Genomic DNA, 19,773 nt, shown 5'->3' with positions numbered 1-19,773 from the left:
GTTCCTCCTTATAATTTTGTTCTCGTAAAACTTATTATACAGGATACGTCGCTGTTTTACTTCATACACATCTTTTGATTATAACTCCTTCCCCTAGCGTAATATGCGTTTCTATATTCCGGATCGAGATTTATACATTTATTATAATCTTCTATTGCTTTTTCATATTTTTTTTGATCAGAATAGGCATTTCCCCGGTTCAAATATGCTGATTTATATTTTGGATCCAGCGTTATACATTTATTATAGTCTTCTATTGCTTTTTCATATTTTTTTTGCTCACGATAAACATTTCCCCGGTTAGTATATGCCAGAATAGCACATCCTCCATCAGGATCAACTTCAAGAGCTTTATTATAATCTTTCAATGCTTTATCGTACTCCTTCTTATTATTATAAAGGACCCCCCTGTTATTATAAACCCAAGGAAAATCAGAATTCAGTTCTATACTTTTCGTGTAATCAGCCATCGCTTTAACTTTATCACCATTAAGCCCGTGAGTTCTTCCCCGGTAAAACCAGGCGCGATAATTATTGGGATCCAGCTCAATTGACTTATCAAGGTCTTTCAGCGCCTTGCCATATTCTTCTTTCCATCTGTAGGTAAAACCCCTTTCCATATATGCATAAGCATTATCCGGCTTTATTTCCAGTATCCTATTATAGCATTCTATCGCTTTGTCATATTCGTTTTGATCTCCATACACATCTGCGAGAGCGGTATATGCAAGCAAACATTTAGGATTTAATTCAATAGCTTTTTTAAAATCATCTTCTGCCTCCTCAGACACCCTATCATCTTGAAGGCAAATTATTATCCCTCTTAACACATAGTAATTTTCATTATTTTTATTGATCTCTATCGCTTTATTTATATCTTCACGCGCTTTTTTATAATAACCTTTCATAGTAAAATAATAACTTCTCGCAAAATATAAATAATCTGCTCTTGCCCGGTTTTCAATTTTTTTACTTAATGACTCAATAGCTTTTGTCAGGTCATTTTTAACAAAATGTTCGACACCCTCTTTTAAATAAGTATAAATATCTTTATCCGCTTCCGCTACTTTTTTCATAAAGCTCTCATCTTTACTCTGTTCGTTCAGCATTTCACTCACAGACGGTTTTTCCCCTGATTTCCCAACCGAAGACCAAAGCAAGACAGGCATAAGGATAATTACTATAATTGTAAAGTATATTTTCATATTTCTCATCCCTAATAATAACTATTTTATTATTGCAATTTTTTTAACCAAAGACAGCCCGGGGCCTTCGGCTTTGACAATATAAATACCGGAAGCTAATGTCGCACCGTCTTCTCCTTTGCAATCATAGTAAATATTATTCAAAGTCGTTCCTCCTGATCCAGCTGTTGATATTGTTCTCACCAATTCTCCATTAAGTGTATATACTTTAAATGTTACAGTTCCCGCATCTGATGTTTTGTATCGAAACTGTGCTGCTTCATTTTTAGAGGGATTAACATATCCATTTGCACCACCAATTACAGTCAAACTCCCCTCCTGTTTTGCAACATGCACCCCTGCTCCAATATAAAAATAATACAAAGAAGTTCCTGAAAAACAGAACAACCAATCATTATCTCCCGAGAACGCCATTTGATCGGGGGTTACAGGCATAGTTAAAGTATTTGTTTTTTCATAAGTAACCGGATTGATTACAACTATAGAATTGCCACTTGCTGCATAAATATTACCATTTGCAGGCAAAATAGCAAAATCCGGACCTACTGTAAGACTTTGAATATTTGATAAACTTATCGTATCCAACGCTAACAGTTTAGCGCCACTAGTATATACTATTCTACCATCTGGAGATACTCCAATACTCTTGCTACCTTGTGTTTCAATAGAACCCTTTGTAACAGGCGCATCTGATGAAATATCAAAAATAACACCGCTTGGAGGAGAAATACCTCTTTGCCCTGCAAATAACAAGTTTTTATCAGGACTTAATACCATAATTGGTGCTGAACCTAAACCACTATATAAAAAACCAAAGCTTGTTACATCTGTTTTGGAATTTAAATCAAGGATATATATCGGTTCCCATCCAGATCCACTAAAAAGAACGGTATAATAAGCTCTGCCAGATCGACCACAAACAATATCAAAAACCGGAAGGGAAGTTGTTATTATACCTGTTATAGTTAAATCATTAATATTAATTATAGTGATACCAGCAAGAGTTGAACTTCCAACATAGAGAAATGATCCCTCATAATTTACATCCATTCTGGAAGGCTTGGCACCTATATCTATTCGTTTTACAACATTCTTACCACTCACTGAATAGACTATAACATTATTACTATTTTGGTCAGATATAAACATGTACTTGCCGGTTTTATCTGCCCTGATAAAGCCTATAGAATTCGTTCCAAGATTAGTTGAAGCTGAATAGATTTTACCGGGAACTAAAACCAAAGCAAATAAGACAAGAACAAATACGCTTTTTTTTATTTTCACTGTCATCCTCCTGGCTTTTCAATCAACCAATTATAGTATTATTTATCTCCCTACTTAATGACTTTCTGCATATACTTCCTGTCTTTTGATCTTCCTCTTTCTTCTCCAAATCTCATCTCAACACTTATCCTGTGAGCAATATCCAAAATCTTTCCAAATGTTATTCCATAGTCAAAAATAAATTCGTCAAATTTGTACCCTATCCCGACAGTTACCATTCTGTCATCAACAGAACTGATTGGCACCCCAATCCTTGCAAAGAATTCATTGTAACTGCCTTCAACACCAATCATAATTTTTATAGTTTTATTATTAATATCATAAGCCCCATCAACCGCTGCTAATAATTTAATTTCTTCTATTTTGAAATTATATGAAGCTCCTGCCTGTACATTAAACGGTAAAGGTTCGATTGTATCAAGATATTTTAATCCAATTCCCAGATTATGCAAAGAGACTCCAAAATCAATTTCTTCCATGAAAAGTCCTTTAAAAATTGCGCCAAGATCTAAAGCAGCCGTAATTGCGCTTTGAGTATTTACAAGAGTGCTATACATCCCTTTCAAACTCACACCTGCGTTGATTTTTCTGGACAGATTAATCCCCATACTCACATTTGCCACTATATCCTGTTCACTAGTTACCGTAGCAGTAATACCATCTGTGTAGTTTAGATCCATCTGACCGCCGTCTAAATACCCAACACAAATACCAAATGTCCCTATTTTTCCAAACTTCTGTCCATAAGCAACGCTTATATAGTTAACCCCTGTTAATCCGCTGTTATAAAACATTGCTGCCAGTTGAGGATCAGTTATGTCTGCCAAAGATGCCGGATTATAATGCATAAGGATTACGTCACCGGATAAGGAGGTACAAGCTCCTGCTAAGCCAACACTCCTTGCTCCAATATCCTCAAGCAAAACATTTCCCGAGGTATTACCGGAACCTGCAAAGCAAACTCCATTAAATAGGAATATTAACACCATTATAAATACTTTGATTTTCATTAACTTTTCCCCTCCGGTTTTTGTTTGTTTCACCGTTTCTAATTAAATGATAACATATTCGATGCAAATAAATACACAAAAAAAGGGCTGCTCTTTCAAGCAGCCCTTGATTATATCTATACTTTAATACATCACTTACTTCCCCTTGTATTTAAACGCATCTCCTACGGCATCTTTTTTTGTCTTGTCATCAAAGAAAGGAGGGAGCTCAAACTCCTGCGCGGGAAAGATCCAGTTCGGGTCTTTTATTAATTCTCTGTTGCTTTTATAAATCAGGGGCCAGAGAAAGGGATCGTCCAATACTTTTCCGTCTTTTGCTATATTCCAGAGGTTATCACCGCTTTTAACCGTGTACTTTCCGACAGATGCAGCCACACAGGCAGATTTAGCGGCTTTCGCGTCATCCGAAGCCTTTCCGGCATAATCTATCGCTTTTATGTAGTCTTTCTCATCATAAGCGGCTACAGCTTTTACCAGATTATCCTCGGCAGATTTTAAAAGCTCGGGAGCATGTCTTTTTGCGCCTGCTTTCACAGCTTCTTGTATATCTTGTTTTGCTTCTGCTATCAGAGTTTCTGATTTTTTTATAATTTCACATAATTTTCTGGCTTCAGCTGCTTCTTCGTAAGCTTTCTTTGCCGGTTCCAGCACTCCGGGATAATCCTTTCCTGAATATATTTTCTTAGCGGAAAGCAGATCTTTAAAGGCACGCATAAACAAATCAGTCGCGTGTTTTTCCGCCCCCAGCTCCCGCGCGGCCTTTACTTCCGCTTCGGCTTTTTCCAGAGCCAAGTCTGCTAAAGTTTTTGCTTTTGCCGCCTTTGCGTTTTCCAAAGACTTTCCCGCAAAGGTAACGGCAACTTCAAGGTCTTCTTTCGCAAGAGCATCTTCCGCAACAACAAGCTTGGACTCCGCAGAGTCAAGAAGATCTTTTGCGTATTTTTCCGCGCCTGCCTTCTTTGCCTCTGTAATTACAGTTTTTGCTTCTGCTATTAACACTTCCGCATCACGAAAGGCCTTATCCTCTTTTGTCAAATCTTTGTTGGCAGCACAACCGGAAAAGAAAATAGAACCGAGGAGAAAAATCGTAAACATTAGTTTCATAAAAACCCCCTTAGAAACAAATTCGAAAAAACCGGCAAATAGTGAAACTCCACGCCCTTACGGACGTGGCGTCATTTCATACTTGAGCTATGCTCAAGCCAAAGGAGTATCCTCCTTTGGAATCCTCTTGTGAGCGGAGCTTATTTATTATATGCGGTTTTTTCATCCACGAGCTTACGCCAGTGGTTTTCAAAACCGCCTGCACAATAAAACTCCAAACCCAATCTATTTTTATTCCCTTTTCTTTTTCATTCTTTTTCGGATTTCGAGTTTCTATTTTTTCACTTTGTACTTTGTATTTGTTCTATCTCTTTGAGTTTTTCCAATATATCCGCAGAGACAATGAACACGGATTCACTACTGTCTATTTTAACATAAATTCCGGAATTTGCAACATTTCCAATCAAGATTTTTGCTTTTACCTGTTTTTCGTTGTTTACCATGCCGGATAAAGTTATTATAAAATCAGGATTCTTAAGCCCGTACTTCTCAAATTTTTTACCCGAATCATCCGCAAAAGTTTTCGCCTCAAAATTAAGCAGGCTTTCTATTAAATTGGAATACGGCGTTTCTGCGGTTTTTCTCCCCGCAGGTAAAACAGGTTCAGTGACTGTATATTTCCCGTCAACGCCCTTTTTTGCTGTTATCTTTTTCTTGTCTTTTACAAGCTCTACCTCATTAATATCACTGCCGGTAAGATACAGGAGTTTTTTATCTCTGAAATCGTTATAGACTTTATCCGCACCTCTCAAATAGGCACTGTCTATGGAATAAATTACCGGAGAATTATCCAATTTCGCGTAATCTTCTTCTTTTGTCAGATGTTTTTTTCCGATCAAAACTGTTATATTTTTCTTATCTGATAAACTTGAAGCAAGGGTAAGTCTTGGATTTAAAAGACCATACTTCTTTAAATCTATTCCGTTATCGTCAACAATGCTCTTCGCCTTTAGCTCTTTCATTCCTGATATGAATTTATTTACTTCCTCGTCTTTGGCTTTGAAACCATAAGGATTAATTAGCCATTTTCTATCTTCCCCTTTCGCTAAGGAAAATTCCTTTGCCTCATACTTCAGGTCAATCCTGTTTACTTTATCGGTGTCTATTTCAAAGAGAGATTTTTTCCTGAGACTATCCGCGTTTTTCATAACATTTTCAATAGAAAAACTATAGCCAATATAAAGCTCAGACCGGTCTTTATCTTTTACGTAATAAAAAGTCCCTGTGGGATTTTTATCACCGATCAGCAGAGTATTTTTCTTTCCATTCTTAAGAGTGAAATTTACATTGTAAGACGGCTTTTCCAGACCATAGTTTGAAAGAGCCTCGGGCTTTTCGATTTTTCTATCTATAGTCAAGGCGGCAATATTGGTAACCACTATATCTACTTCGGATTTTTCAATTTCATAGGATTTTGGTTTTACCATAACCCAATCATCTCCATATTTTTCACATAACACGGTTTCTCTGGAAGCATTGTTTACCAACTCAAAGGATTTAATATCATCCTTGACCATATTAAATATTTTTATTTTACCCCTGTCTATCTTATCCCCTCTGTCAAGATAAAGGCTAACGCCTCCAAGAACAACAAATATCCAGACGACAATCCAGGCAGATAAAAATCTTTTCTTTTTAGGGCTCATAATAAGTCCCCCCTTTTTAAAAATGACCCCGCACCATTCACTGCATTCAGATGCAGGACCATGAACCTGATCCTAAACAATCGTTTCCTCAAGTATAGGGGAATGGTTCATGGTTTCTAAATATATTATCTTATTTCTTCCGTCTTTTAAGGAAAACTAAAATTCCGCCGCCGACCACAATAAGCGGAGCTACAACAATAGTCATAATAAACATGATTGTCCATTGTGTACCGGTCAGGGATTGCAAAGACCTGACATCAATGGTTTTTGGTCTTATGGAAATCTTTGACCCTTCGTCAATCAGCCAGTTAACGGAATTTACAAATAAATCAAGATTGCCCTGCATTCCGCCTATTCCGGCGGGAGCATTGGTAGCAAAATCTGAATCTCCTATTATCACAAATTTCATTTGCTTGGAACTCTCTGTGTCTTCTATTTTGGAATCTTTTTTATCTTTTATATATTCCGTAACAGCCCAGCCCAAAGACAGCGGCGGTTTCACGTCTTTATCGTCCTCTTTCGGCCCGGGTTGCACCTTAAGACTCTGTAAATTTGTTTCTCCCCAGCTTGCGTCGGAAGTAGTCATTAATTTATCTTTAGAATAAGCACGCGTTCCCTGCCTGCCGGTATCTGAAATAGACCTGCTGGCCGGGAAAAAAACAGGTATCCTGTTCTTAATAAAAGGTTCCGTAATAATATGATTCTGCCACTCCGGAATCGGAGCACCCGGATCTTTTACAACTACCATATTGAGGTATGATTTTGGATCTACTACAAAATCATTATCCAGTTTTAAATTCCAGTTACCAAGTAAAGTTTCAAAACCCGTAGCCACAAACGGGTCAAAGAGCATAATTGCTTTTCCGCCTTTATCCAGAAAAGTTGAAACCATATCCACTTCTTTGTTCCCAAATGAAAATTGCGGTCCGCCTACAACCAAAACTGTGCAATCCTCCGGTATTTTTCCTTCTTTCATCAGATTCAGGCTTTTTACTTCATAATTATCGTTCACCAGAAGCTGTTTAAGGAACCCGAATCCGGAGACATTTTGCACGTCTTCCAGTTCTCTTTCCCTGTGCCCTTCTGTGAAATAAATAACTTTTTTCTTTGCCTCGGAAACAGAAAGGATCGCATTTACTATCGCCTGCTCTCCCTTAAACTCCCTGTTTCTGTCATAAGTGCTGACTACATCTTTTTCGAAAATGTCTTTTCTTTTGTCTCCCATTTCCACCACGGTAATATTGTAATCATTCACCTTGTAGGCGGAAGCGGCAGCTTTGTCATAGTCCAGATCCAATATTTTTACTTTAATCTTTGAATTCTGCTTTGCCATATCTTTAAGCAGCTCTCCCATATAGCGGTCAAAACCCATGTTTTTCTTGACAATAGCCGTAATGCGCAGTTCCTCTTTAAGGTCTTTCAGGATCTTTACAGTCTGAGGGGACAAGCTGTATTGCTTATTAGCCGTCACATCATACTGCAGATTAAAATTACTTAGAATTTTCGAAACAAACCAGAAGCAACCGAGGATAAGAATAACTATCAGGATAGAGGCTGTTCCGTACCTGGTATTTCTTTTATTAAAAATATTTTTTATACTATTCGCTATATTTATTATCATATTTTTCATCTTTACCACCTCTTCCATTCAAGCCGCTTGACCGTAATAAAAAGAAAGAAGAAGATCAGGGCAGCGTAATAGAACATGTCATTTACGCTTATTACACCTTTTGAAAGATTATCCAGAGGTTTAATAAGCGAAAGAGAACCGAAGAAATTACCGATTCCTCCTGGAAGTAAATCCCCCATCCAGCCGATAATCCAGAAAAAGATAAGAGTAATCATCCCGACAACCGCAGAGATAAGCTGGTTTTCCGATAAGGAAGAAGCAAAAAGCCCTATGGCAAGACACGCAGCGCCATTTAAGATAAAAGCAAGGACGGAGGTGAGTACCGGCCCCATATCCGGCCTGGCAAAGAGAACCAGATACAAAGGATATTGAAGGAAAAACACCGCGGTAACCAGATATAAAAACAGAACCCCGAGATATTTTCCGATAACGATATCGGACACTTTTACCGGAGAGGTGAAGAGAAACTCAATAGTCCCGAGCTTTTTCTCTTCCGATAAAAGCCGCATGGAAAGAATAGGAGCCATCAACATGAAAGTAAAACACATGTTCATAAGAAAACCCCTGACTTCCGCGATCCTTGAAGTAAAAAGTATTGAGTAATACATAAATCCCGAAATCAGTAAAAACATCCCGATAATTACGTAGGCCACAGGAGAAACAAAATAGGACTTAAATTCTCTTTTTGCGATAATAAGCGCTTTATTCATTTTACGCATCCTCCTTTGTGGTCAACCTTAAAAATACTTCTTCAAGACTCAAGCTCGAGCTCTTCATCTCAAATATAATCCAATCATTTTTTACGGCAGTTTTAAATAACTCTTCCCTGACATCTTTACTGCCGGCACGAACAACTTCTACAATGGTCAGTCCGCCTTCCACAGCAACCTTTACCTCTCCAAGGCCTTTGATCTTTTCGTATTCTTTTGCGACCTCAGATAGAACCTGTTTCCCTTTAAGTTTCACGACTACTTTATCGCCGCCTTCTATTTTTCTGGATAATTCTTCCTGCGTATCTTCTGCAACTTTTTCACCCTTGTCAATGATGACAATCTTATTACAGGTCATAGCTACTTCAGGAAGGATATGACTGGAAAGGATAATAGTGCGTTCACCCGCCATATTTTTTATCAGCTGCCGGATTTCTATTATTTGTTTCGGATCCAAACCCCGTGTAGGTTCATCAAGGATCAGTACTTCAGGATCATTCAAGAGCGCCTGAGCGAGCCCTACTCTTTGTTTGTACCCGCTTGAAAGACGGCCGATTATCCTGTTTTTTACATCTTTAATACCTGCAAGCTCCATTGCTTTAAATACGTTTTTGTTACGCTCTTTTTTTGGCGCACCCTTTAACTGCGCGGCAAAATCTAGAAAAGAGTAGACTGTCATTTCATAATATAAAGCCGGCCCCTGATGCCCTTCCTGCATATACCCGATCCTCTTTTTAACCTCAAGAGGATCTTCGACCACGTCAAAACCCGCGATTTTCGCGCTTCCCCCTGACGGCTGAAAATATCCGGTAAGAATTCTCATTATTGTAGTCTTACCCGCACCGTTTGGACCGAGCAAGCCGAGAATCTCGCCCTTATCCACGGTAAAAGAAACGCCTTCCACCGCTTTAGTCGGACCGTAAAACTTGGAAAGATTTTTAACTTCTATCAAGATAAACCTCCTTTAAAAAAATAAATTACAAAAATAGTTACGAGTAGCGGGTTGCGAGTTGAGCAAAGTCTAAATATCAAACCATAGTCCTTTGTGTAATCCACCTAGGCGGATTACGGGTGCTACACTAACGTGTTATTATAAACTAAAAACAGTTTACCGTTTACAGTTATTATTTGCCTGCTTTTTCTCGCTGTCAACTATACACTGTAAACGGTAAACTTCTTTATAATGACAGTGTTTTTCAGTATTATGTTCCCTAATGTCCGGCTCAAATGTCTTTTTTAAGCTCATTTAACAGGTTCAGCGCTTCAATCGGGCTCAAGGAATTTACATCAATTTCTTCAAGCTTTTCGAGAATCTTTCTGCCTTTATCATCTGTAGAGGCTTTTTTTTTGTCAAAAATTGAAAGCTGGGAAATTACACCTGCCCCGCCTGCCAGTTTTGATTTACCTTCTTTATCATAATTAGCTTCTTCCAGATTATGCAGAATTTCTTTAGACCTTTTAAGAACTTCTTTTGGAAGCCCTGCCAGACGGGCAACCTGAATTCCATAACTCCTGTCCGCGGCGCCTTCCACTATTTTCCTTAAAAATATTATCTCTTCGTTCCATTCTTTGACCATGATATTATAGTTCTTTACCCGCGGCAGTGTCAACGCCAATTCGGTTAACTCGTAAAAATGCGTCGCAAAAAGAGTTTTTGCTCCGAGTTTTTTATTATCATGTAAAAATTCCGCCACCGCCCAGGCAATGCTTATTCCGTCAAAGGTGGCCGTACCTCTTCCTATTTCATCAAGAATAATAAGAGACTTTTTTGTGGCATTGTTTAAAATATTGGCGGTCTCCAACATTTCCACCATAAATGTGGACTGACCCAGGGCAAGATTATCAGAAGCTCCTACTCTCGTAAATATCCTGTCCACCACTCCTATTTTGGCTGAATCCGCGGGGACATAGGAGCCAATCTGGGCCATTAAGACGATCAGAGCCGTCTGCCGGAGATAAGTGGACTTTCCCGCCATATTCGGACCTGTGATAATAACCACCTGGGTATCCGTGTTATCCAGAATTGTATCGTTTGGGACAAAACCGTCTTTCACTATAAGTTCTATGACCGGATGCCTGCCGGATTTTATTTCTATTATGTCCGTATTGTTGACTTCCGGCTTGACATACTTATTTACCGCCGCGGCTTCCGAGAAAGAAGCAATAACATCCAGGGCGCCTATTAGTTTTGCATTTTCCTGCAATTTGGGTATACTCTTCGCAATTTCCTCCCGCACCTGACAGAAAAGTTCATACTCAAGAAGCCCTATCTTCTCATCGCTGGAAAGGACCAGGGATTCATATTCTTTCAGTTCCGGAGTAATAAATCTCTCTGCATTCGACAGCGTCTGTTTTCTAATGTAATTTTTAGGCGCGCTTCCCTGGTTAGCCTTGCTCACTTCTATATAATAACCAAAGACGGAATTATAGCCGACTTTGAGCGAACTTATACCGGTGCGTTTTCTTTCATCTTCCTGATATTTTGTTATCCAATCCTTTCCGCCCCTGCTGATATTCCTCAGTTTATCAAGCTCTTCATTAACGCCGTCTTTCAAGATATTTCCTTCTTTTACGGAAAGGGGAGGATCTTCTTCTATCTTTTCTTCGATCAAGCAGGCTTGTTCTTTCAGCAAACAAATATTATCTTTTATCTTCATTAAAATACCGGAATCTGATTTACCGAGAAGCTCTTTTATCTTTGGAAGTTCTTTTAAAGAATTTTTTAGCGAAATAAGTTCCCGGGCGTTCAAGGCCTTGCAGCCGATCTTACCGCAAACCCTTTCAAAATCCGCAAGTTGTCCGATAACATTTCTCAACTCCTGCCTTAAAATATAATCCTGCAGGAATTCGTCCACACCTTCCAGTCTGCTTTCTATCTCCTTTACGTCTATAAGGGGCTCCAGTATCCACCTCTTTAATACACGGCCGCCCATAGCGCTTCTTGTTTTATCAAGAACATAAAAAAGCGTACCTTCCTGGCTTTTATCCGCCATGCGCTCAAATAATTCAAGGTTCTTCCTGGTCGCGCTGTCCACCAGCATGAACATTCCCGGATTATACACGCTGATCTTACTTAAATGAGATACCGAACCTTTCTGGGTTTCTTCGGCATATTTTAAAGCCACTCCGGAGGCCGATACCGCCGCTTTATATTCTGCCAGGCCAAAACCGTCAAGCGAGGCAGTTTTAAAGTGTTTTAGCAGTATTTCTTTCGCAACTTCATGATCGAAGTAATAATCCTCCTGAAAACCCGTTAAAACACCGCTGCTTTCAAGATATTTGATCAATCCGGGTTTGCTGCTTTCATAGGAGGCCGGCAATATTATTTCTTTGGGTTTATATTTATTCAATTCGTCGTAAACAGTATCAAGTCCGTCTTTTATGTTAACTTCAGAAGTCAAAAGCTCGCCCGTAGAAATATCCAAGAACGCCACTCCCGCTTCTTCCCCTTCTATATATAATGCGGCCAGGAAGTTATTTGATTTTTGTTCGAGCAACCCGTCTTCAAGCACCGTCCCAGGGGTAATTAATTTTACTATCTCCCTTTTTACTATTCCTTTTGCCAGCCTGGGATCTTCTACTTGCTCGCAAATTGCAACTTTATGCCCGCTCTTTATCAGCTTGGTAATATAATTTAACGCAGAATGAAAAGGAATACCGCACATAGGGACAGGTTCAGAAACTGAAGTATCCCTGGGATCTTTCGGATTCCGGCCCCCGCCTCTTTTTGTTAGTACAATTTGAAGCAGGGAAGAGGCCAGCTTGGCATCCTCAAAAAACATCTCGTAAAAATCCCCCAGCCGGAAAAACAAGATAGCGTCGGGATGCTGCTTTTTAAGCTCCCGGTATTGCCGCATCATGGGCGTCAACAATCCATTTTTTTCCATTAAAATTCCTTTAGCTGCAACGCGCGTTTAAGTTTGCGCGCAAATTTTAATATATCATAAGTGGAGTACACTTCTTTTACAAATTTTCTTGTTTCGGGAAAACTTATTACCATAACCGCCCTATCAGGATCTCCTTTATAATTTTTGATCCACTCGTCGGCATTTTTTGTGCCGGCATTATAGGCCGCAAGAGCAAAAACCAGGTTGCCGTTATAACGCTTCAGGAGTTTTACCATATAGTAATACCCCAGGTGAATGTTAATCTCAGGGTTGTACAAGTCTTCTATATTCACATAATCAACGTTCAACTCATGAGCCATTTCTTCCGCTGTTTCCGGCATAAGCTGCATAAGACCTATCGCCCCTTTTTCTGAGACCGCAATCGGATTAAAAGCGCTTTCAGATCTGATAATCGCGGCCACTAAGAGAGGGTCAAGTTTATACTCTTTAGAGTATTTTTCCAGCAAAATATTATGTGTTACAGGAGAAAGTGCGGTCCAGAACCAGTCACTGACCAAAAATAAAATAACCGTAAGGACCACCAGTACGGCGCTCAATATTATTATTTTCTTATTGTTCTTGTTTTTCATACAGCTTTTTCGTTTTTGAGAAGTACGGATAGTTTTTGCATCTTTAGATGAGGCTCGCAGGGGGATTTGCTATTAAATCCAAAATCTTTGTAGTATATAATTTATACATCAGCTTTTAACGTGGTTGATAACTTCTTTACCGCTTTTGAAAGAACCACTAATATTCTTAATCTCTTTTTCAGAATTAAGCGTCTCGTAAGTAAAAATCTTTTTCTTCAGGCTTTCCAATTCCTTATTCAAGCGGTCTATCGTTATTTCGGCTCCATGTGCTCTATTCACTTTAAAAACCTCCGTTTATTACTGCTTAATTTTAACATAATACTTCTACTTTTACAATATTCAGTTAATTCTCTTTCCTTCAATCTAAATCAAATACTTTTGAATCAAGAAGCACTATGAAATTAAGAGAATCATCCTTTCTCCTTGTTATTTTTTCACAACGCAAACATATAGATCAGAATTGGTATCATTAAAAACCACTTCAAAAGCGTCATTAAATTGACTGCTTCGCAATATTAACGGTAAATCAGCATTATTATAACTCGAAAGCCGTTTCGCCTCCCTGATATTAATGAGAGCAAGCGAGATGTTTTCTTTTTTTAAAACATTTTTCAGGCCGCCTTCACTTTTCGCTCTTTCCATGTATTGAAGCAGCGGTATCACGTCATAATCTGTTCCCGCTATGAACGGTTTTTTACAGTAAAAAGCTCTGCTCTCTCCTATAAAAAGTACTTTACTTCCCGGCTCCGTTTTTATTTTATTTAAATATTCCACAGCTTTAAAATACGGATTAGGATACGTACCTCTTTGAATGCCGAGATATTTTTCTTTTGTGAGTTTACCGGAAAATAGCGAAACCGGGTCCATATTTCTGAAGTTAATATTTGAGACCCAAACCAGGTTATTGACAGCAAGTACAGCAAGTACAGCAAAAACAGTAAAAGAAGCGTATTCGTCTTTTTCTTCCTTAAGGAAACTGGTTATCACATAACCAAAATACAGCGAAAGAAAAATAAGTCCGGGAATAAAAAACCTGGCTATTCTGGTAACACTTACCCAAAACAGCGCAGTAATTGCTATAAATACCAGCAAGGATTGTAACGGCTTCTTTTCTCTTCTTTTTTTCAGGAGAGGCCAGAAGAGAAACGGCAGAAACGCCAACAAAGCCGGTCCAAGGTTCATACTCGCAAAGGGGCGGGACATTGTTAATGTCCAGGGCAGTTTAAGAAAATCAACCATGGAATTAACGGGAGTTCCCGTCTGCTCCGCTAAGAGCTTAAGCATTCCCGGAGTTCCGGAAAAATAAGGATATACAGGATTGTCAAAGAATAAGTAATTCTTAATCAGCCAGGGTACAACAGGGATAAGGGCAAAAAAGAAGAAGACGGCAAATACTCCAGGAGCTTTTTTAAACACCCTGTTTTTAAAACAATAGTATAGTAGAACTGACACAATCCCCGCAGCATAAATAATGCCGGAATACTTTATTCCCATACCAAAACCCGCGAAAAGCCCTGCAAGGGCTACTGTTTTACTTGTATCAGAAAAGCCTTTCTCCGCCGCATTCACCACCAGATAGAACGAAAGAAAGAACCAGAATGCCGACAAAGCATCCACCTGCGTATTTACAAGATTAACAGAAACCAGCGGTATTATACAAAAAAGAGCAATTGCAAATAAACCTGCCTGCCGGCTTATATATTTTTTCGAGAAAGAGTATACTGAGACCAAAAGAAGCATCCCGAAAAGAAAATTAATGAGTTTGGCAGTTACCGGCCCGTTTAAAACTAATCCTACCAGATACAGGATCTCTCCATTTCCGGGAAAACCGGAAAAAATATTATAAGGCATCGAAATTATGCCATGGTTTAGCAAGAAGGAAGCGGGTATTGCAAGGTGATATTCAAGAGAATCAAAAAAAGTCTCCGGCGTTAAAGCCATAAAGAGGTTCATCAGCATGAAAATACCGGTTATAACAAGTAAAAGTTTTTCCGTCCCGCTGTATTTTTTCGGTTCAAACCTGATACCGGAAGGATTACTGTAAAGTTCAAACAGAGCATAAATACAAAGCCCTATAAAAGCCGTAAAAATAACCCCCTCATAAAGAATACCCAGAACGGCTATCATGAAAACAAATGCCGTAATAACAGAAAAACCCGCTGCTGCAGAAACAGCAAAATAACCCGGAGTATCAAAATCTTTTTTTAAAGTATTTGCAAGTTTTCTTCCGATAATATAAGAGACAGCGAAAAGGAAGCAGGCAAGAAAGATTTCAATTAAAACTTCAACCAGATAAGAGGAAGCTCCTTTCAGATTAAAGCACGCGGGGAAAGTTGATACATACGCCAGAAATTTATTATAATCTGCCGGCAATACAGTATTATATGTAAATATTACAACCAGAGCCCAGATTAAGAAAATTACAAAAATCAGCCTGTTCTTCACTTTTCACCTTGTTTTGCTCCGAGAACTTCAAACACAAGATTATAAGAGGTTTTTCCCTTAAATTGTACAAGTTCTACCTGCCTGGTTTCAAAATGATCTGTAATTAAATCATTCGTTTGCTGGGAAATAAGAATCTGAGTGCCGTAATTTTTATTTAACGCCTGGAGACGGGCAGCAACATTAACCGCATCACCTATCACAGTATACTCCATATGTCCCATCGAACCGATATTCCCAAGTACCACTTCTCCGGTGGTAATACCGATCTTCATACCAAATATCGGCCTGCCTTCACCTGCCCATTTAATCCGGAGTTTATTCAATTCCTTATTCATTTCCAAAGCCGTAGCCACAGCCTTAACAGCATGGTCCTTAAGAGGTACCGGTGCGCCGTAAAGGGCCATAATTGCATCTCCCATATATTTATTTATCATTCCTTTATTTTTAAATATTACTTCGTTCATACATGAAAAATATTCATTTAGAAGCCTTACCACCTGCTGAGGATCAAGAGCTTCCGCCATAGAAGTAAAATCACGGATATCTGAAAACAGAATAGTTACAAGACGTTTTTCCCCTCCGAATGTAGTCTTCCCGCCGCTCTTTATTACCTCATCTAAAAGTTCAGCGCTCATATAACGGGAAAACGCCACCTTTATCTGCTCCTTCTCTTTCAGGTTTTTAGCCATGTCATTAAAGGAGCTCACCAGATCATCAATCTCATTCATCATTCTTACTTTAATTTTAAGATCATAGTTACCCGCGCTTATTTTTGAAGCACCGTCAATTAAAAGTTTTATGGGCCTCACTAAAAACATTGCAACAAGAGAAGAGATAAAAAATCCGAAGACAATAGTAAGGATAGCTACAATTATCACGGTTCTGGCAGCGACGGACATAAGCGCATCAATCGCATTCTGAGAAACCCCAAGATGAACCTTTCCTATTATCTCCTCACCTTTCTTCACATCTGATCTAACCTCATAAATTTTTTCTCTTTTGCCGTTGCTCATCCCAAAATAATACGGGGTTTTTTCTTTTATTTCAAAAACTGGAGAGATGTACTTTTTATTCCATTCTCCGGAGATATTGTTTGAAGCAATAATTATAGATTCATCCGCATCGGTAATCCGGACATATTTTATCCATTTTTTATTATCTCTGCTGTTTACTACTTTGGTAATAGTGGAAATGAGAGCCGTATCGTCAATAGGAGACTGGGACAGGGCATCGGAAACATTGCCCGCAATACTTTCACAAAATTGCTGGCCGGTGGCGATAAAATTGTCTTTTAATATTTTAACTTGGTTTTGAAGTGTCAATAAACTTACCGAACCGATAGAAAGAGCTATAAGCACTGAGAAAATAATACTTAACTGGCTTCTAAGGGTGAACTTCAAGAGTTTTTCCAAACGTTTTCTCATAAGACTCCATAAATATAAATTAACCGTTATACGTTATCAGGTAATAAATTCGTCCATAAAAGCCGATAAAAGTCCGTAAAGGTCCATAACGTTCTACACTATGGTGTTATTATATATTAACAACTCCCTTTATTGCCGCGCCTCTGCGCATCCGACCATCCAAGCATCCGCTTTATTTTCTGCTTTATTTCCCTTTCTTTCTGGCTGCCTTTTTAATATTTAAACCTGCTTTTTCAAAAGACGGATCCAGGATCAAAACGTCATTCCATTTTAATATTGCCGTATCTATATCTTCCCGGCCGTAAGCTTCCAGACCATCGAGATAAACTTTATCGCGAAGCTCAAATATTTCTGTTTGATATTTTTCCAATAATTCCATAGCTTTCCGGTTTTCGGGGTCAATTCTTAAGCAATCTCTGAGTTCTTTTGCCATATTCAGCCAGTCTTTGGCATCGGCAAATCTTGAGGCACTATCTAAGTATACTTTTCTGGAAGACTCCACAAGATTTTCAATTCTTTTAATCTCTGCAATTAAATAGCTGACATCCTTTTCTTTGTTGAGTTTCGAAGCAAATTTGGAAGCCAGCTGATAATTCTGTATGGATGCAAGGTAATTTTTTTCTTCATACTCTTTTTTTGCCGCGGCAATATTTGTTTCATATTCCATCTTCACTCTTTCCATACTGGAGAAATTATTCAGACGCTTATTTGCCGTCTCAATACCTTTTTTTGCAACGGGATCGTCTTTCTCTATTGCAAGGATAACATTCCACTCTGCGGCAGCTTCTATCAACTTGTCCTGATTAAAAAGGTCCGTTGCTTTTTTATTATGTTCTTCCACTATTTCTTCTTTGTTCTTTTTTATTTCCCTGGCAATATCGGCATCATTCGGACTGGAGGAAAGCGCCATCTGCCATTCCCCCGAAGCTGCCAGAAGCTTACCATCTCCGGCTAACTCAACTGCTTTTTCCAGATGCGCTTTTGCCTCTTTTTGTTTATATTTTTTATTTATATCCCCCAGTAATTTCTGCGCCAGCTCATATCTCGGATTAAGAACAAGTATGGCTTGACAGAGTTTCATAGCTTCTTCATGATTACCGTTATTATGCGCTCCCAGAGCTTTTGTGTAGAGCGAGGAGGATTGAGCTTCTTTATCTTTTTTATCATCTTCATATTTTTTCCCGCCCATAACTTCAGGAAGCGCCGCTTGTTTTCCCTTAATAATAATATCAGTGAGATAAGTTTTTCTATTATGTACAGCCCAATAGAATTTCCCGATATCTTTATTATTATAAAGTTCGTCAAGCTTGGCAATCACACTTTCAGGCGCAGAATAATCCGCATCTTTATAAATTAAGATATAACTGGAGTTGTCCCAGATCGTCACCTGTATTCTGTTCGCGTTTTTTACTGTAACCCTTCCGGTAATGGATCCATCTGTTCCGGTTAAACTGTCATTTGACTGGCAAAATGCAAAAAAAGCCGAAAGAACAAACATTGAAAGTTTTGCAATGAAAGAATATTTTTCCATTTACACCTTTATTTTAAAGTATTTTCTTTTTCCGACTTTTACTATATCCCCTGTTTTGATTTTGACATCCGTATCGGTCTTCTCCACCCTTAAATCATTAATATATACTCCGCCCTGTTCCACCAGTCGTTTTGCCTCAGTCTTATTTGTAACCGCATTAAGCGCTATCAGAAGGTTAATAATCCAGATGCCGCCTTCTTTTAAGGAATCAGCAGGAATAGAATATTCCGGAATATCTTTCGGCAGCTCTTTTTCTGTAAAAACCCGCTCAAATTCAACAGCTGCTGCTTCTGCAGAATATTTATCATGATACATTGTAACAATTTCTTTTCCCAGGCGTTTTTTAAGCTCTTTCGGATGAAGTTTACCGTTTTCTAGTCCTTTTTCCATCTCCCGGATTTCCGGCATAGGAACCTCTGTTAAAAGTTCAAAATAGCTGATCATAATAGAGTCGGGAATTGACATTATTTTTCCGAACATTTCACGGGGGACTTCATCAATGGATATGTAGTTATTTAAAGATTTACTCATTTTATTCTTCCCGTCAGGGCCCATAAGTATCGGAAGAAAAAGCCCCACCTGAGGAGGCTGACCGCTTTCCCGTTGTAAATCTCTTCCGACTATAACATTAAACCTCTGATCTGTCCCGCCAAGTTCAACATCAGCCTTAATTTCAACCGAATCCCATCCCTGCATCAGAGGATATATAAATTCATGAAGAGCTATTGGAGTCCGGCTCTTATATCTGTTATCAAAATAATCGTGTTCCAAAAGAGAGGCCACGGTTATCTTCGAAGCCAGGCGGATTACATCGTTAAATGAAAATTTAGAAAACCACTCGCCATTATAAACAACTTCCGTTTTGGTCTCATCCAGTATCTTAAATATTTTCTCCCGGTAGTTTTCTGCATTAACCATTACAGCTTCATAGGTAAGCTGCGGACGCGTGGCATTCTTCCCGGAAGGATCTCCGACCATAGCAGTATAGCTCCCGATTATAATAACCACCTGATGTCCGAGTTCCTGAAACTGCTTAAGTTTGCGGAGAGGCACGGTAAAGCCAAGATGGACATCCGGCGCAGTCGGATCAATACCGAGTTTAACCCTGAGAGGTTTATTTTCTTTAACCGATTTTTCCAGTTTAAGGAGAAGTTCTTTTTCACTGACTAAATCAGCGACGCCGCGTTTTAAAAGAAGAAGTTGTTCAACGGCTGTTTTCATTTTTTTCCTTTTCTAAAAAAATTCAACTTAAAACTTAAAAACCGTCACGGGTAGCGGGTGACGAGTTGCGGATGCTACATTAATGT

Annotated in this window: 14 protein-coding genes; all 14 read right to left on the bottom strand. The window is 38.8% G+C overall.

Annotated features, from left to right (window positions below; translation table 11 throughout):
* Positions 1–56: 56 nt before the first annotated feature.
* The 14 genes from A2536_02605 to A2536_02540 all read right to left on the bottom strand — a co-directional run bounded on the left by A2536_02605 (position 57) and on the right by A2536_02540 (position 19,687).
* The gene (locus A2536_02605) at positions 57–1,205 is read right to left on the bottom strand and encodes a hypothetical protein (protein ID OGF47500.1); all 1,149 of its coding nucleotides are present in this window, start codon (positions 1,203–1,205) and stop codon (positions 57–59) included.
* A gap of 21 nt (positions 1,206–1,226) precedes the next feature.
* The gene (locus A2536_02600) at positions 1,227–2,489 is read right to left on the bottom strand and encodes a hypothetical protein (GenBank protein OGF47499.1); all 1,263 of its coding nucleotides are present in this window, start codon (positions 2,487–2,489) and stop codon (positions 1,227–1,229) included.
* A gap of 50 nt (positions 2,490–2,539) precedes the next feature.
* On the bottom strand, positions 2,540–3,499 hold the full coding sequence (locus tag A2536_02595) for a hypothetical protein (GenBank protein OGF47498.1): 960 nt from the start codon (positions 3,497–3,499) through the stop codon (positions 2,540–2,542).
* Positions 3,500–3,634: 135 nt separating this feature from the next.
* Positions 3,635–4,603, bottom strand: a complete 969-nt coding sequence (locus tag A2536_02590) for a hypothetical protein (protein ID OGF47497.1) — start codon at positions 4,601–4,603, stop codon at positions 3,635–3,637.
* 281 nt (positions 4,604–4,884) lie between these two features.
* Positions 4,885–6,249 carry a hypothetical protein gene (locus A2536_02585; protein OGF47496.1) on the bottom strand — a complete coding sequence of 455 codons (1,365 nt, stop codon included), beginning with the start codon at positions 6,247–6,249 and terminating at the stop codon, positions 4,885–4,887.
* A gap of 130 nt (positions 6,250–6,379) precedes the next feature.
* Entirely contained in the window at positions 6,380–7,879 is a 1,500-nt protein-coding gene (locus A2536_02580; protein ID OGF47495.1) for a hypothetical protein, read from the bottom strand.
* A gap of 2 nt (positions 7,880–7,881) precedes the next feature.
* Positions 7,882–8,589 carry a hypothetical protein gene (locus A2536_02575; protein ID OGF47494.1) on the bottom strand — a complete coding sequence of 236 codons (708 nt, stop codon included), beginning with the start codon at positions 8,587–8,589 and terminating at the stop codon, positions 7,882–7,884.
* Position 8,590: 1 nt separating this feature from the next.
* Complete coding sequence (locus tag A2536_02570; GenBank protein OGF47493.1) at positions 8,591–9,544, bottom strand: hypothetical protein; 954 nt, start codon at positions 9,542–9,544, stop codon at positions 8,591–8,593.
* 268 nt (positions 9,545–9,812) lie between these two features.
* Positions 9,813–12,476: a DNA mismatch repair protein MutS gene (locus A2536_02565; GenBank protein OGF47492.1), complete on the bottom strand. Its 2,664-nt coding sequence runs from the start codon at positions 12,474–12,476 to the stop codon at positions 9,813–9,815.
* A complete protein-coding gene (locus A2536_02560; GenBank protein ID OGF47491.1) occupies positions 12,476–13,066 on the bottom strand; it encodes a hypothetical protein in 591 nt (196 codons plus the stop codon). Before A2536_02560 ends, A2536_02565 begins: the two co-directional genes overlap by 1 nt.
* Positions 13,067–13,492: 426 nt before the next feature.
* Positions 13,493–15,511: a hypothetical protein gene (locus A2536_02555; protein ID OGF47490.1), complete on the bottom strand. Its 2,019-nt coding sequence runs from the start codon at positions 15,509–15,511 to the stop codon at positions 13,493–13,495.
* On the bottom strand, positions 15,508–16,935 hold the full coding sequence (locus A2536_02550) for a hypothetical protein (protein OGF47489.1): 1,428 nt from the start codon (positions 16,933–16,935) through the stop codon (positions 15,508–15,510). The genes A2536_02555 and A2536_02550 overlap by 4 nt, the downstream gene beginning before the upstream one ends.
* A gap of 184 nt (positions 16,936–17,119) precedes the next feature.
* Positions 17,120–18,466 carry a hypothetical protein gene (locus tag A2536_02545; protein OGF47488.1) on the bottom strand — a complete coding sequence of 449 codons (1,347 nt, stop codon included), beginning with the start codon at positions 18,464–18,466 and terminating at the stop codon, positions 17,120–17,122.
* Entirely contained in the window at positions 18,467–19,687 is a 1,221-nt protein-coding gene (locus A2536_02540; GenBank protein ID OGF47487.1) for a tyrosine--tRNA ligase, read from the bottom strand.
* Between the last annotated feature and the right edge of the window lie 86 nt (positions 19,688–19,773).

This window comes from Candidatus Firestonebacteria bacterium RIFOXYD2_FULL_39_29, assembly GCA_001778375.1.
GTDB lineage: Bacteria > Oederibacteriota > D2-FULL-39-29 > D2-FULL-39-29 > D2-FULL-39-29 > D2-FULL-39-29.
Note: the sequence above shows the minus strand (reverse complement) of the source record. Positions and strands in the feature narration are given on the sequence as shown.